The sequence below is a fragment of the Bryocella elongata genome, assembly GCF_900108185.1.
GTDB lineage: Bacteria > Acidobacteriota > Terriglobia > Terriglobales > Acidobacteriaceae > Granulicella > Granulicella elongata.
In genome coordinates, this window is the sequence record NZ_FNVA01000006.1 from 281,793 (window position 1) to 295,971 (window position 14,179).

Genomic DNA, 14,179 nt, shown 5'->3' on the forward strand with positions numbered 1-14,179 from the left:
ATGAAGATCGGTTTGCGGCTGTGGGTTTGCGGCGCGATGCTGGTCGGCGCGGCCATAGCGAACGCGCAGACCCAGCCTTCCGCGCAGAGTGCGACAACGACGCCTGGAGCGAAGGTGGGGCAGGGTGCGGCGGGTCCGGATGGGCTGAAGCCGGTGACGCGCGACGACGTGTTGCGTGGCGGCTATGGGCCGTATCGGGCGAACAACGACCTGCTGTTCTACCACCTCGATCTGCGCGTCGATCCGGTGGCGCAGACCATCTCCGGCTCGAACACGGTGCGCTTCGAGATGTTGACTGCGGGATCGAAGATCCAGCTGGACCTGACGCCGGCGTTTCATCTCGACGCGATCACGATGGACGGCAAGCCGCTGACGTACACGCGCGAGGAGCGGTCGATCTACATCGACCTGGGGCGAACGCTGCACAAGGGCGAGACGGCCGAGGTGGTCGTGAGGTACTCGGGGACACCGGTGCGACAGGGACGCTTTGGGTGCTTTAGCTTCGACAAGGATGCGGCGGGCAAGCCGTGGATCACGACGGCTTGCGAGGGCGAGGGCGCGAGCGTCTGGTGGCCGAACAAGGACCAGTGGCGCGACGAGCCGCAGGACGGCATGGAGATCGATGTGGCCGTGCCGAATGGGCTGATGGATGTGTCAAACGGGCGCTTTGTGGGTTCGCAGGACCTGGGCGATGGGTACACGAAGTGGATGTGGCGGGTGCATTACCCGATCAACAACTACGATGTGGCGTTGAACATCGGGGACTATCAGCATTGGTCCGATGTGCATGTGAACAAGGAGACGGGCGAGCAGACGACGCTGGACTACTATGCGCTGCCGGAGCACCTGGAGGGAGCGCATCGGCAGTTTGCACAGGTGCCGGAGATGCTGGATGCCTATGAGCACTATTTCGGCGAGTACCCGTGGGACAAGGACGGTTACAAGCTGATCGATGTGCCGTATGCGGGCATGGAGCACCAGTCGGCCGTGGCGTACGGGAACAAGTTTGAGAACGGGTATTTCAAGCGCGACTGGACGGGTGTGGGGATCAGCCCGAAGTTCGACTTCATCATCATCCACGAGAGCGGGCATGAGTGGTTCGGCAACGCGGTGACGGCGGCGGATGTGTCGGACATGTGGATCCACGAGGGCTGGACGACGTACCTCGAGGCGCTGTACGTGGAGTACCGGTGGGGCAAGGCGGATGCGATCCGGTATGTGAACGGGCTGAAAGCGAAGGTGCATAATCAGCGGCCCATTATCACGGAGCACGGGGTGAATTCGGAGCCGCCTCAGGACCAGTACTTCAAGGGTGCGTTGATGTTGAACACCCTGCGCAGTGTGATCGATGACGATGCGAAGTGGTTCGCGGACATCAAGGCGTTCTACCAGGAGTTCAAGTATCAGGACATCATGACCGAAGACGTGGTGGCGTGGTGGAACAAGCGCACCGGGCTCAACCTGACGCCGTTCTTCGACCAGTACCTGCGGCACAAGGACATTCCGGTGCTTGAGCTGAAGTTTGCGGATGGGCAGGCGCAGTATCGGTGGAAGGCGGATGAGGCGGGGTTTGCGATGCCGGTGAAGGTGGGCGACGCGGCGCAGTGGACGCTGGTGACGCCGAAGACCGGGGATTGGCAGTCGACGCCGTGGGCGGGAAAGCCTGAGGATTTCAAGGTGGCGACCGATCTTTACTACGTGGGCGTCACGCGGGACGGCGTGGTGGTTCAATAGGAATATGGGCGGTTCTGTGACGCAGATTCCCTTCGGGAATGACAACAAGAGAGACAAGAGCCGCGCGCGAGCGCTGGCAGCAATCCTGAGCGTTGGTCTTGTATCGCTGACGGGCTGTGGCTATCACCAGGTGGGCGCGGCGACGCATATTCCTGCGACGGTGCGGGTGCTGGATGTGCCGATCTTCGCGTCGAAGGTGCAGGCGTACAAGACGGAGACGGTGTTTACGAGCGCGGTGGTGCGTGAGTTGAATACGCGCACACGGTACCAGATCGTCAGCGGCAATGAGAAGACCGTCGCAGATGCCACGCTGCGCGGCACGATTCTCGCGGAGACGATTGCGCCGCTGACGTATGACGCGACGAGCGGCCAGACTTCGAGCTATCTCGTGAGCGTGACAACGAAGGTTCAACTGGTGGCGCACGATGGCACGTTGCTGTACAGCAACGATGCGTTTGCGTGGCGGCAGCAGTACCAGTCGACGCAGGATCTTTCGGGCTTTGTGCAGGAGGACTCGGTGGCGGTGCGGCGTATGGCGCATGACTTCGCGGCGGCGCTGGTGAGTGACATGCTGGAGTCGTTCCGGTGAGCGCGGTGAGGACGCGAGGTAAGGACGGCAGCGCGTGGGTCTTCGACCCCGCGACGCGGGCAGGGCTGCGCTCCTTCGCGACAGTGGATCGGCTGCTGAAGGAGATCGCAGGCGATGCGCGCAAGCCGGGCTATGTGCTGCTGGGCTCGGAGGCGTTTCTGCTGGAGCTGTGCCGGCGGGGTGTCATTGCGGGGCTGGTGCCGGAAGGCTTTCGCGACTTCTGCCTGCATGATCTGGATCTCGCGCAGACCTCGGTCTTCGAGGCGTTGGACCTGGCGCAGACGCCGTCGCTGATGGCTCCGTTTCAGGTGCTGTTCGTCCGCAATGTGAAGACGCTGTACGGGCGTGGCAGCAAGAAGGAAGAGTTCGCGGCGCTGACCGACTACTTCAATCGGCCAAATCCGCAGGCGCTGATCGTGTTCATGGCGGACCACATCGCGCTGCCGCAGGACCTGCGCCGCATGGACTTCCAGGACAAGGAGCGGGCCGACAAGCTGCGCGAGACGCTGGGCGAGCTGTGTGGCATGGTCGAGCTGCAGCAGGTTGCGGATGAGGATGCGGTGAAGTGGGTGCTTCGCTCGTCCGAAGCGGGTGGCGTGCAGATGCAGGATGATGCCGCTCGCGAACTGGTGGATGCCCTGGGCGGCGACATGCTGATGCTGTCGAGCGAGCTGGACAAGCTGATGCTGTATGCCACAGCGATGCAGGCGGAGCGCGGGGCTGCAACGCTCAGTCTTGTTGATGTAGAGACCATGGTGGCGTCTGCCAAGCAGCGCAGCCTTTACGAGCTCACGGATGCGATCAGCCTGAAGGATGCACCGCGTGCGCTGACGCTGCTGCAGGGGTTGCTGAATGCCTCCGATGGCGGCGAGGATGCGGCGATCGGGCACGTGTTCTCGCTGGCGAAGACCTACAGGCAGATGCTGGTGCTGAACGAGAAGCAAGTGAAGGATCAGCGGGCGATGTGGCAGGTGCTGTGGCCAGGCTTCCGTGTGGCGCCGTTTGCGGCGGATGCTCTGATCGCGCAGGCGCGGAGGTTTCGGGATCGTGCGGACCTGACTCGTGGGTTGCGCTGGATCGCGAAGGCCGACATCGAGCTGCGGTCGAGCCCGCCGGACAAGAAGCTGGTGCTGGAGCGGCTGGTGATGCGGCTTTCGAGCAAAGCTGGGGCGCACGCCTCGGAGTTGCGGGCGGAGTAGGCCTGGATCATTTGGGGATGAGCGGACGCCTGGTGCCCAGAACCGCGGGCGATGGCGGTGCCTGCACCGTGCTTGGGTCGTTCTTGACCGCCGAGTCGAGGTCGTTCCAGCTGACCCCGACAGGAAGTACAGCGTAAGCCTTCGGAACGCGTATCTGGAGGTCGTGAAGGCCTTCCTTCGAACGATCAGGCGCGGGGAATTCCACGATGTAGCGCGTGCGCAGGAGATGGACAAATTCCTCGAGTGTGGACGGCGCAAGCCACGACAACGTGCTGAAGATCAGGCCTCCGCTGGACGAGGTGAGGATGCTCATCGCATCTTCCCGGTTCTGCAATGAGGTCACAGGGCCAACGACGACGGGCTGCCGAATGCCAGAACCTGTGATGTCGTCGTGGCGGAGGTTGAAGATCGCGACGCTGAGCATCGCGGCGTAGAGCGAGAGCTTCGAGAGGGCTGTGGAGCTGCCAGAATCCAGACCGGGCGAAACGACGAGCGGGACGCGGCGTCCAGGTGTCTCCGCCATGCGGCAGAGGACTCTGCCGATCCTGTCCCAGAGGTGAACGGACGAACCGCAATGGTGTCCGCCGGGGCCGTGAAGGGTAGGGGCATTCAACACCTTCTGAAGGCCGATTCGCATGGCGTCGGCGCTCGCAGCTGTCTGGTTCAGCGAGCTGATGAGTGTGCAGTCCATCGCGTACAGGGAGATCTTGTCGGTGGGGCGTAACGCGGACCCGGCGAGGTTCGGCAATGCAGCGACGACGGCTTCCAGGAACAGGCGATCGGAGTCGCCGGCATCGAGGAGGGCGGCGATCTGCAGGGGATCGTCGCCTTCGGGGCGGACCGCGGTGGGATGAAAGCGTGGTCCGGAGTCCAGCGAAACGGTGACCTTGTCGGGGGTGACGCCATGTATATTTTCCGACCGCCCGTTGAGAATGAGCGTCGCAGACTGCATCCGGTTGGCGTAGACGTGAAGCGTGTAGGGTTGGCCTTCCGTGCCTCCGGAGGGTGTTGCCTGCTGAGCGTCTGCGTGGCCCGCGCAGAGGAGAAGAACAGCCAGCGCGAAGTGGCGGACCCAAAGCATGGGCACCAGTATTGCAGAGGCGCAGGCGCGCACCTGCCGAAAGGAGGCGCTACCTGGGTGCGGCGGGGCGTTTCTTTCCCATGACGGTGGGCGAAGCGCTCCCGTGGACGGTGCTGGGGTCGTCCCGTACGGACTGGTCGAGGTCGTTCCAGCTGTCCCCGGTGGCGAGGACCTCGAAGGCCCTCGGAACTTCGATGGAGAGGTTGTGGTCGCCGGCTCCGCCCTCGTCGGGCGTGGGGAATTCCACGATGTAGCGAGTTCGCAGCAGCCTGGCGAAGTGCTCCAGCGTGGAGCGCACCTGGCTTGGGTCGATGGAGAAGATCATGCCTCCGTTGGAGGAGGTGATGTAGCTCATGCCGGCGCTCGCGGGCAGAGCGCGGAGCCCAGTCGCGAGGAGACTTCGGACGTGCGGGTCGAACACCGTCTGCGTGTTGCTGGCTATGGAGAATACGGCCACGCCCAGGCTCCCTGCGCGGAGCGCGAGGTGTTCTGGCGATATGCTGCTGCCAGCATCGCCTCCGGACGAGACGACCAGCAGAACGCGACGTTCCGGCGAGGTCGACATCCGCGCCAGGACGGTCGTTACGGTGTCCCACAGCTTCACTTTGGATCCGCAGTGCCGTCCGTTGGGCTGGTGCAGGGTCGGGTAGGCGAGCGCGGAAGCGATGCTCTTCTCCATCACCTCGGGGGTAGCGTGGGCTCGGTTGGCTGAGCCGATGAGATTGCAGTCGACGGCGTAGACGGAGATGCGGTCGTCAGGAAGCAGGGCGGTTCGCGCAAAGACGGGAAGCTCAGCGGTGACGGCTTTCATCAGGTCACGGTCCGAGCCGTCGTCGTCAAGAAGGATGGCGAGGCTAACTGGGTCGTCACCTTCCACGCGGGTTCGCGTTGGATGGAAGCGCGGACCGCTGTCAATGGAGATGTTGAACTTGTCAGCGGTGACCCCGGCGATGTTCTCCGCGTTCTCATTCAGCACGAGCGCGGCAACCTGCATTCGATTTGCATAGACGTGCAGCGTGTAGGGATGCGGGTCGGCCTGTTCCGGTGGCGCTGGTTCCTGTGCGTGTGCGCTCGTTCCAAGAAGCGTGAGTAAGAGCAGAACTGGACCGCTATGTCGGAAGCAAAGCATCGGCAACAGTATGGCAGAGAGAGAGCCGTCGGGTGCCGCTACAATCCGAAGAAGCTTTAACTGGAGAGACGAATGCGGATCTGGAACTGGCGTGAGGCGGTGGGTTTCGTGGGATTGGTTGCGGGCGCTTGGGGAGCGCAGGGCCAGCAGGGCAGTCCATCCGCTCCCGCCCCCGCACCGACCCCGCAGCAGCAACGCGCAGCGATGACGGAGTTCTACAAGACGCACTACGCGAAGCATGAGTACCGAGTGCCGGCGCGTGACGGGGTGAAGATGTACACCGTGGTGTACACGCCGATCGCGAGCGAGTTTGCCGACAAGGGGCCGTATCCGTTCCTGATGACGCGGACGCCTTACAGCTGCGGCAACTACGACAATGCGAACGTCGAGCCGCGTGTGACCAGCAACATGGACATGCTGAAGTCGGGGTACATCCTGGTGTGCCAGGATGTGCGTGGCCGCTGGGACAGCGAAGGCCACTGGGTGGAGATGACTCCGCCGAAGGACGGCAAGGGGATTGATGAGTCCACCGACATGTACGACACGGTGGAGTGGCTGCTGAAGAACGTTGCTGGCAACAACGGGCGCGTGGGCATCATGGGCATCAGCTACCCGGGTTTCTATACGTCGGCGAGCATCATCGACAGCCATCCGGCGATCAAGGCGGCGAGCCCGCAGGCTCCGATGATGGACCTGTTTCGCGGAGACGATTCGTATCACGGCGGGGCGTTCATGCTGGATGCGAACCACAGCTTCTATGCGGCGTTCTTCAGCCCGCAGAAGAACCCTCTGACGAAGGAGCCGGAGAACAAGTTTGAGTTCAACCCGAAGGATATGTACGCGTACTACCTGAAGATGGGCACGCTGCAGCGGCTGGATTCAGCGGAGGGGAATACGAACTTTCTCTTTCACGACCAGGCGGTGCATGACACCTTCGACGCGTACTGGAAGGCGCGCGACATGCGCGAGCACATGCACGGCGTGAAGGCGGCGGTGATGGAAGTGGGCGGGTGGTTCGACGCGGAGGACCTTGCGGGCCCGGTGATTACGTTCCATGCGATCGACAAGCTGAGCCCGGAGGCCAAGGCAAACACGCTTGTGGAAGGCCCGTGGGTGCATGGCGGATGGGCTCGCAGCACGGGCGCGAGCCTGGGCGACATCAAGTTTGGTGGCGATACGGCGGTGTACTACCGGTCGCATATTGAGGCGCCATTCTTCGCGCACTATCTGAAGGATGCGGAGTGGACTCCGCTGGCGAAGGCTACGGTGTTTGAGACGGGAAGCAATGTGTGGCGGCAGTATGCGGCGTGGCCTCCGCCGAGTGCGAAGGCGAAGATGCTGTACCTGCAGGCCGATGGCGGGCTGGGGTGGAGCGCGCCGAAGGCTATCGTGAGCAAGGATGAGTATGTAAGCGATCCGGCGAAGCCGGTGCCGTTTGTGCCGTATCCGACCGAAGGCGATGTCCCGCAGCGTTACATGGATGAGGATCAGAGGTTCGCGTCGACGCGGCCGGATGTGCTGACGTATGAGACGGCTCCGCTGACCGAGGATGTGACGGTGGCGGGGCCGGTATCGCCGAAGCTGAAGATCGCGAGCACGGGCACGGATGCGGACTTTGTGGTGAAGCTGATCGATGTGTATCCGGAGAACTATAAGGACCCGGATGCGGAGAAGGTGGGCAAGCGGGTGCTGGATGCTCCGCCGGTGTTGATGGCCGGCTACGAGATGATGGTGCGCGGCGAGCCGATGCGCGCGAAGTTCCGTAACTCATGGGAGAAGCCCGAGGCGCTGACGCCGGGCAAGATGACGGCGGTGGACTTCACGATGCAGGACGTGAACCACACGTTCCTGAAGGGCCACCGGATCATGGTGCAGATCCAGAGCACGTGGTTCCCGCTGATCGATCGCAATCCGCAGGTCTTCATGGATATCTACAAGGCGAAGCCGGAAGACTATAAGAAGGCGACGGAGACGGTGTATCACCAGGCGGGCGCGGCGAGTGGGGTGGAGCTGATGGTGGTGCAAAAGTAGGGCCCTGTTTGTTGCTGCGTGGTGAGGGCCCGGCGGTTGCCGGGCCTTCCGCGTTTCGGAGACCATTGCGTTGTGCGAACCCCGTTATGGCTGTAGAGGTGTGAGGTCGTCAGGTATCGAGGGGCGAGGTTTTGCGTGGATCGGGGGCCACCTTTCCGAAATAGAACCGGGAACGGAACGCACGCTGCGCTGTTGATGGGGCCGTGCTAGACTTCGCCTGCTTTCGATTGCATCCGGGATCATCTGCTGAGCAGAGGAGGACTGATGGCCGTCATTGCAGGAACGAAGGGCAGCTTCACGCTGAAGGCTTATGTGGGCGATTTCAAGACGCTGCTTGCCTTCAACTTCAGCGCGCAGCCCGCGGCGCTGGCCGGGTTTACGATCCAGTGCCAGCCGCCGGGCAGCGCGGCTTTCTACCTGTTCAACGAGCTACAGTTTCAGGACCCAACCGACCACGCGCAGATTGCGACGGAACCTGCGAACTCAACGGTGAATGCGCCGATCCAGAAGTACCGTTGGGTGCATGTGCCAGGGTCATCGCACCAGGGGACGCAGCCGGTGACGGGCAAGTACACGTACACGGTGACGCCGCGGCACTTCGATGCGAACGCGCGGATGCTGCCGCTGGACACGACGCAGAGCGCGAGCGTGACGGTGGCGGTGGGGCCGTTTGTGAAGGGCTCGCTGGCGTTGGGATTCACGCGTGGCTACATGCAGTCGGAGGCGTTCGTACACAACTTCACGAAGTCCGCGCTGCTGGAGCCGAAGGGCAAGCCGCTGCAGTTCGACACGACGCAGCAGGCGGGCACGGACCCGACGGGCAACGCGTTTACGTTTGCGGATGAGTATGCGTGGCTGGGCTGGACGGCGCGGGTGCAGATCTTCGCTCTGCTGGATGCGGTGGTGAAGGACAGCACGCTGACGCTGGATGTGTTTGCGTACGACTTCAACGAGCCGGACGTGGTGTCGGCGATGCTGACGCTGGCCAAGCAGGGACGGGTGCGGATGATTCTGGACAATGCATCGCTGCATATGGGGTCGACTCCGGAGACGGCGTTTGCGGGGCTGTTTACGGCGCAGGCGAAGGCGCCGGCGGAGCTGGTGCGGGGATGCTTCGATCGCTACTCGCACGACAAGATCTTCATTGTGAAGAAGAACGGCGCGGCGGTGAAGGTGCTGACGGGGTCGACGAACTTCTCGATCACGGGGCTGTATGTGAATGCGAATCACGTGCTGGTGTTTGACGATGCGACGGTCGCGGGCTACTACGAGCAGGTATTCGAGGGGAGCTGGGGGATTTTGAAGGGGACAAAGACGCCCAGCGCGACGGCATCGAATGCGTTTGCGGCGACGAGCTTTGCAACGAAGCCATTTGCGCCGTCGGGCGTGGGGCTGCCGAAGATGAGTGTGACGTTCTCGCCGCATACGACGAGCGACGTGACGACGATCCTTGGCGGCATCGCGGACCGGATCAACGCTGAGGCTGCCACGGAGGGTGGTAGCGTGATGTTCGCGGTGATGCAGCTGACGGGCAGCAATACGCCGGTCTACAACGCGCTGGATGCGATCCATGGAAAGACGACGCTGTTCAGCTATGGCATCTCGGATGCTCCTTCAGGAACGTACTTGTACGCGCCGGGTTCCGCGACGGGGGTGCTGGTGACGGGCAAGCCGGGCAGCGTGACGTTGCCGCCTCCGTTCGATCAGCTGCCGTCGCCTCCGGGGCATGAGATCCACGACAAGTTTGTGGTGTGCGGGCTGAATTGCAAGGACCCGGTGGTGTATTGCGGGTCGTCGAACCTTGCGACGGGTGGCGAGAACCAGAACGGCGATAACCTGCTGCAGATCCATGATGCGGATGTGGCGACGGCGTTTGCGATCGAGGCGTTGTTGCTGGTGGATCACTACGACTTCCTGGATAAGTACAGGGTGGCGAAGACAAAGAGCGGCGTGACGACGGTGTCGACCGATGCGGCTTCGCCGGGCGCTGCGAAGGCAAAGAGCGCAACGAAGAAGGTGGTCGCGAAGAAGACGGCGACAGCGAAGTCGGCTCCCAAGAAGAGCGCGGTGAAGAAGAGCGCTGCGAAGAAGGCGGCCACGAAGAAGGCTGTTGCGAAGAAGGGCTCGCGCTAGGCGCAGAGGAGGGTTGCCATGGCTACGAAGAAGGTTGCGGTGAAGAAGACCGCTGCGAAGAAAGCTCCTGCGAAGGCGTCATCCGCTGCCGCTTCCAGTGCGGCTTCGGCGCTGACGTCGCAGCCGACGTCGAAGCTGCAGGCGGCGACGCAGGCTCAGCTCTACCTGGCGACGGACGATGCCTGGTCGGCGCGGTACTGGAATGACGGCGACCTGCATGCGATGGAGCGGAAGCTGTTTGGGTGAAGCTCGACGGACCAGAAGCGCTTCGCGAACTCCGTGCGGCGACGAGTGGCGCTTGCTGTAGAGGTGCGAGGTCTTCAGGTTTCGAGGTGCGAGGAAGGTTTCTTCGCGGGATGGTTGATGGGTCCTGTAGAGCGATGAGGTGTTGAGCTATGAGCTGTGAAGAGAGGCTCAGGCGATGAGGCTGGTCCAGTCGAGGACGACCTTGCCAGTGTTGCCGGACATCATCGCAGCGAAGCCCTGTTCGAAGTCGTTGTAGGCGAAGCGGTGGGTGATGATGGGCTTGATGTCCACGCCGCTTTCGAGCATGACGGACATCTTGTACCAGGTCTCGTACATCTCGCGGCCGTAGATGCCTTTGAGCGTGAGCATGTTGAAGATGATGGCTCGCATGTCGAGCGGGCCGGGCGTGGCGGGGATGCCGAGGATGGCGATCTTGCCGCCGTGGCTCATGTTGGCGATCATGTCGGCGAGTGCCTGGGGGCTGCCGGACATCTCGAGGCCGACGTCGAAGCCTTCGGTCATGCCGAGCTGCTTCTGGACCTCGCCGAGGGTGGTGTCCTTGGGGCTCACGGCGAGGGTGGCTCCCATCCTGCGCGCGAGGTCGAGGCGGTAGGGGTTCATGTCGGTGACGACGACGTGGCGTGCGCCGGCGTGGCGCACCACGGGGATGGCCATGATCCCGATGGGACCTGCGCCGGTGATGAGGACATCTTCGCCGAGGATGGGAAAGCTGAGCGCGGTGTGGACGGCGTTGCCGAAGGGGTCGAAGATGGCGGCGACTTCCTGGTCGATGCCGGGATGGTGCCGCCAGATGTTGGTCATGGGGAGCGCGATGTATTCGGCGAAGGCACCGGGGCGGTTCACGCCGACGCCGAGCGTGTGGGCGCAGAGGTGGCGGCGGCCGGCGAGGCAGTTGCGACAGCGGCCGCAGACGACGTGGCCTTCGCCGGAGACGATGTCGCCGGGGAAGAAGTCGTTGACGTTGGATCCGACCTTGACGATCTCACCGACGAACTCATGGCCGATGGCCATGGGGACGGGGATGGTTTTTTGCGCCCACTCATCCCACTGGTAGATGTGGACGTCGGTGCCGCAGATGCCGGTGTAGCGGACGCGGATGAGGACGTCGTTGATGCCGATGGTGGGCTCGGGAATGTCTTCGAGCCAGAGTCCGCGTTCTGCCTTTGCTTTGACGAGTGCCTTCAAGGGACTGATCTCCTGCGCGCCGGATTGCGTGGTTAGGCCGCCGGATGCGACGTGCCGCTTCCAGCGTACTCGGAAGATCGAGATATGTCGTGGGGGCGGGTGGGCTACCCAGGGACCAGCGCAATGCTATGAGGTGGCGGGGATCAGAGATGCGTGGGGAGGATTGCCTTCAGAAGGACGGATAGGCCGTTCCACGCGATCTGCACGCCGATGCAGAGGAGGATGAACGCCATGACGCGCAGCATGCCGTGGGCTGTCGTCTGGGAGACGGCCTTCGTGAGGCGCACAGCGTAGGCGTAGCAGAGATAGACCAGCAGGCTCATGATGGCGGCGGCGGCAAAGATGCCGATGTGGCCGAAGACCTTGTTGCTCAGCGATTGGTTGGAGATGTGCGCGGTGAGCGTGAGCATGACAACGAGGGTGCCGGGGCCGGAGGTAACAGGGAAGGTGAAGGGGTAGAAGGCCTTGGACATGAGCGCACGCTCGGTGGCGTCGCTGGAGGGCTCGCCGGCTTCTTTGCGCTTGCCGGCGGGGGTGGAGGTGTCGGCGCCGTTGAGGGTGGACCAGCCGATGGTGGCGATGACGAGGCCGCCGGAGAGCTGCACGATGGGCAGCGAGAGGCCGAAGAAGTTGAGGATGGCCGCGCCGAGGAGTTCGACGACCGCGAGGAAGATGAGGTTGTTGATGGCGATGCGGCGGGCGACGCGGCGATAGACGTCGGGCGGCGCTTCCCCCGCGAGGCCGAGGAAGACCAGCGAGGTGCCGAGGGGATTGATGAGCGGCAGCAGCGCCGTGAAGGCGAGCAGAAAGGTGGTCCAGATCTGGAGTGTTTGCGGGAGTTCCATGGGTGCAGGGTGTTGGATGTCGGTTGTTGGATGTTGGGTTCCGGCATGGCGGACACGTCCGTAGCTGACATGGGAACCGACAGAACCCAGATCTCAGTGTGCCAGATGCCAGAGGCTAGAGGTTGTAGATGCGGGTGGCGGTCTCGCCGAAGATTGCGGCTTGTTCCGTTTCGCTGAGGCCGGCGCAGTAGTTGCGCAGGGTATCCCACCAGCGGGTGTAGCTGGAGGCTACGAGGCAGACGGGCCAGTCGGAGCCGGCCATCAGGCGGGAGGGGCCGAAGGCTTCGAGGACGGTGTCGAGATACGGCTGCAGAGAGTCGGGGGTCCAGGTGGCCCAGTCAGCTTCCGTGACGAGGCCGGAGATCTTGCAGGTGACGTTCTCGCGCTTTGCGAGCTCGAGTACGTTCGCGCGCCAGGGTTCGAGCTCGGCGGCGGCGATGCGGGGCTTCGCGATGTGGTCAAGCACGAAGGACTGCTTGGGATGGCGATCGACGAAGCGGATCGTCTCTTCGAGTTGGCGCTCGAAGATGAGGATGTCGTAGACGAGGGAGTGTGAAGCGAGGGCGGAGATGCCGCGGTTGAAGGCGGGATCGTCGAGGAAGCCGGCGGGCTCGGCCTGCACGACGTGGCGGAGGCCCTTTAGTTTGGGGTCGTCGATGAAGGCGTCGAGGAGGGCTTCGATGTGACTGTCGGCGAGGGGCAGCCAGCCGACGACGCCGCGCATGGCGGGGCAGGTGCGCGCGAGGTCGAGGAGCCAGCGGGTCTCCTTGAGGGTCTGGCGGGCCTGCACGGCGACCGCGCCGTCGATGTTCGCTGCAGCGAGTTCGTGGTCGAGGTCAGTGGGAAGGAAGTCGCGGCGGAGGACGGCCATGGAGTCGTCGATCCAGCCGTATTCCGCCTGGGTGTAGCGCCAGAGGTGGTGGTGGGCGTCGATGGTCATAGGGAGGGCAGTGAGTAGAGGTCAGTGAGTAGCGAGTAGATCGGGAGGCGGTGGCACAGGCAGGCGGGGCGCTGCTGGGACATCCTGGGAACCCACGTCTCAGAAGAGAGACGTGGGGCACCCAATTACCGCTCCGCGACGGTCTTGTTGCGGAGCTCGCCGAGCTTCTCTACGCGGAGGACCATCTCTTCGTTGGGCTTGATCCAGCGCTTCGGGTCGCGGCCTAAGCCTACGCCCTGTGGGGTTCCGGTGCTGATGATGTCGCCGGGTTCGAGCGGGCAGATGGAGGAGAGGTACTCGATGAGCGCGGGGACCTTGAAGATGAGGTCGCGGGTGTTGGCGCTCTGGAGAACTTCGCCGTCGATGGCGAGGGAGATGTCGAGGGTGTGGGGGTCGCCGACTTCGTCGGCGGTGACGATGGCGGGGCCGAGGGGGCAGAAGGTCGGGAAGCTCTTGCCGAGCGTCCACTGGGTGGTGGCGAGCTGGATGTCGCGCGCAGAGATGTCGTTGCAGATGGTGTAGCCGAAGACGTGCTGTTCCCAGTCGGCGGCAGCGATGCGGTAGCCGCCCTTGCCGATGACGACGGCCATCTCGACTTCGTAGTCGGGCTCGGTGGAGTTCTTGGGGAGGATGACGGTGGCGTCCTGTCCGACGATGCCGGACTGAAGCTTGAGGAAGACCGTGGGGACGGCCTGGGTCTTCATCTTCGATTCGGTGGCGTGCTCGGCGTAGTTGAGGCCGATGGCGAAGATGCGCGGCGGGTTGGAGATGGGCGCCAGCAGGGTGGCATCGGCGAGCGGGAGGCGCGGGCAGGTCGCAAGGCCAGCCTCGATCGTGGCCTGCGCGGGTTCAGCACCGGCGATGATGCTGAGGGTGTCGGGGAAGAGGCCGGAGAGATCGGCGATGACCTCCGCGGCAGCTTCGGCGAGCAGTACTCCGGGGCGCGCGGTGGGGTGATCGGCGGTCTGAAAGGTCACAAACTTCACGGGGTCGTTCTCCTGAGAGTGAGTCTTGACGGCGGGGAGTTAACGCTATCTGCCACGCCG

12 protein-coding genes are annotated in these 14,179 nt (G+C 63.4%); 6 read left to right on the forward strand and 6 right to left on the reverse strand.

Translation table 11 applies throughout. The features are described 5' to 3' along the window. From C4S68_RS17205 to holA, 3 genes are read left to right on the forward strand one after another with little or no spacing between them, the layout of a single operon-like run. Positions 1–1,734, forward strand: a complete 1,734-nt coding sequence (locus C4S68_RS17205; RefSeq protein ID WP_235011672.1) for a M1 family metallopeptidase — start codon at positions 1–3, stop codon at positions 1,732–1,734. Between the two features lie 16 nt (positions 1,735–1,750). Continuing rightward, on the forward strand, positions 1,751–2,323 hold the full coding sequence (gene lptE, locus C4S68_RS17210) for an LPS assembly lipoprotein LptE (RefSeq protein WP_235011673.1): 573 nt from the start codon (positions 1,751–1,753) through the stop codon (positions 2,321–2,323). A 5-nt stretch (positions 2,324–2,328) separates the two neighbouring features. Beyond that, entirely contained in the window at positions 2,329–3,522 is a 1,194-nt protein-coding gene (gene holA, locus C4S68_RS17215) for a DNA polymerase III subunit delta (RefSeq protein WP_235011692.1), read from the forward strand. Positions 3,523–3,529: 7 nt separating this feature from the next. Here the strand turns inward: holA and C4S68_RS17220 are convergent, their stop codons facing one another. Further along, positions 3,530–4,603 carry a vWA domain-containing protein gene (locus C4S68_RS17220; RefSeq protein WP_103934333.1) on the reverse strand — a complete coding sequence of 358 codons (1,074 nt, stop codon included), beginning with the start codon at positions 4,601–4,603 and terminating at the stop codon, positions 3,530–3,532. A 49-nt stretch (positions 4,604–4,652) separates the two neighbouring features. Next, positions 4,653–5,597 (reverse strand): vWA domain-containing protein, encoded by a 945-nt coding sequence (locus C4S68_RS17225; RefSeq protein WP_103934334.1) that lies wholly within the window; start codon positions 5,595–5,597, stop codon positions 4,653–4,655. A gap of 207 nt (positions 5,598–5,804) precedes the next feature. Between C4S68_RS17225 and C4S68_RS17230 the strand changes: the two genes are divergently transcribed. The 3 genes from C4S68_RS17230 (at position 5,805) to C4S68_RS17240 (ending at position 10,142) form a co-directional block, all read left to right on the forward strand. Further along, complete coding sequence (locus C4S68_RS17230; protein ID WP_103934335.1) at positions 5,805–7,763, forward strand: CocE/NonD family hydrolase; 1,959 nt, start codon at positions 5,805–5,807, stop codon at positions 7,761–7,763. Positions 7,764–8,027: 264 nt separating this feature from the next. Beyond that, positions 8,028–9,896, forward strand: a complete 1,869-nt coding sequence (locus tag C4S68_RS17235) for a phospholipase D-like domain-containing protein (RefSeq protein WP_103934336.1) — start codon at positions 8,028–8,030, stop codon at positions 9,894–9,896. An 18-nt stretch (positions 9,897–9,914) separates the two neighbouring features. Then, complete coding sequence (locus C4S68_RS17240; protein ID WP_103934337.1) at positions 9,915–10,142, forward strand: hypothetical protein; 228 nt, start codon at positions 9,915–9,917, stop codon at positions 10,140–10,142. Between the two features lie 168 nt (positions 10,143–10,310). Here C4S68_RS17240 and tdh read toward each other — a convergent pair whose 3' ends face one another. The 4 genes from tdh to C4S68_RS17260 form a co-directional block, all read right to left on the reverse strand. After that, positions 10,311–11,348 (reverse strand): L-threonine 3-dehydrogenase, encoded by a 1,038-nt coding sequence (gene tdh, locus C4S68_RS17245; RefSeq protein ID WP_103934338.1) that lies wholly within the window; start codon positions 11,346–11,348, stop codon positions 10,311–10,313. 143 nt (positions 11,349–11,491) lie between these two features. Further along, a complete protein-coding gene (locus C4S68_RS17250) occupies positions 11,492–12,193 on the reverse strand; it encodes a MarC family protein (RefSeq protein WP_103934339.1) in 702 nt (233 codons plus the stop codon). Positions 12,194–12,308: 115 nt separating this feature from the next. Continuing rightward, entirely contained in the window at positions 12,309–13,133 is an 825-nt protein-coding gene (locus tag C4S68_RS17255) for an amidohydrolase family protein (protein WP_103934340.1), read from the reverse strand. A gap of 125 nt (positions 13,134–13,258) precedes the next feature. After that, a complete protein-coding gene (locus C4S68_RS17260; protein WP_235011674.1) occupies positions 13,259–14,119 on the reverse strand; it encodes a fumarylacetoacetate hydrolase family protein in 861 nt (286 codons plus the stop codon). Positions 14,120–14,179 lie beyond the last annotated feature (60 nt).

Bases quoted from the DNA above. Each gene is read 5' to 3' on its own strand.
- C4S68_RS17205 (WP_235011672.1), top strand. From the start codon at position 1: ATGAAGATCGGTTTGCGGCTGTGGGTTTGCGGCGCGATGCTGGTCGGC.
- C4S68_RS17220 (WP_103934333.1), bottom strand. From the start codon at position 4,603: ATGCTTTGGGTCCGCCACTTCGCGCTGGCTGTTCTTCTCCTCTGCGCG.
- C4S68_RS17225 (WP_103934334.1), bottom strand. From the start codon at position 5,597: ATGCAGGTTGCCGCGCTCGTGCTGAATGAGAACGCGGAGAACATCGCC.
- C4S68_RS17230 (WP_103934335.1), top strand. From the start codon at position 5,805: ATGCGGATCTGGAACTGGCGTGAGGCGGTGGGTTTCGTGGGATTGGTT.
- C4S68_RS17235 (WP_103934336.1), top strand. From the start codon at position 8,028: ATGGCCGTCATTGCAGGAACGAAGGGCAGCTTCACGCTGAAGGCTTAT.
- C4S68_RS17240 (WP_103934337.1), top strand. From the start codon at position 9,915: ATGGCTACGAAGAAGGTTGCGGTGAAGAAGACCGCTGCGAAGAAAGCT.
- C4S68_RS17250 (WP_103934339.1), bottom strand. From the start codon at position 12,193: ATGGAACTCCCGCAAACACTCCAGATCTGGACCACCTTTCTGCTCGCC.
- C4S68_RS17255 (WP_103934340.1), bottom strand. From the start codon at position 13,133: ATGACCATCGACGCCCACCACCACCTCTGGCGCTACACCCAGGCGGAA.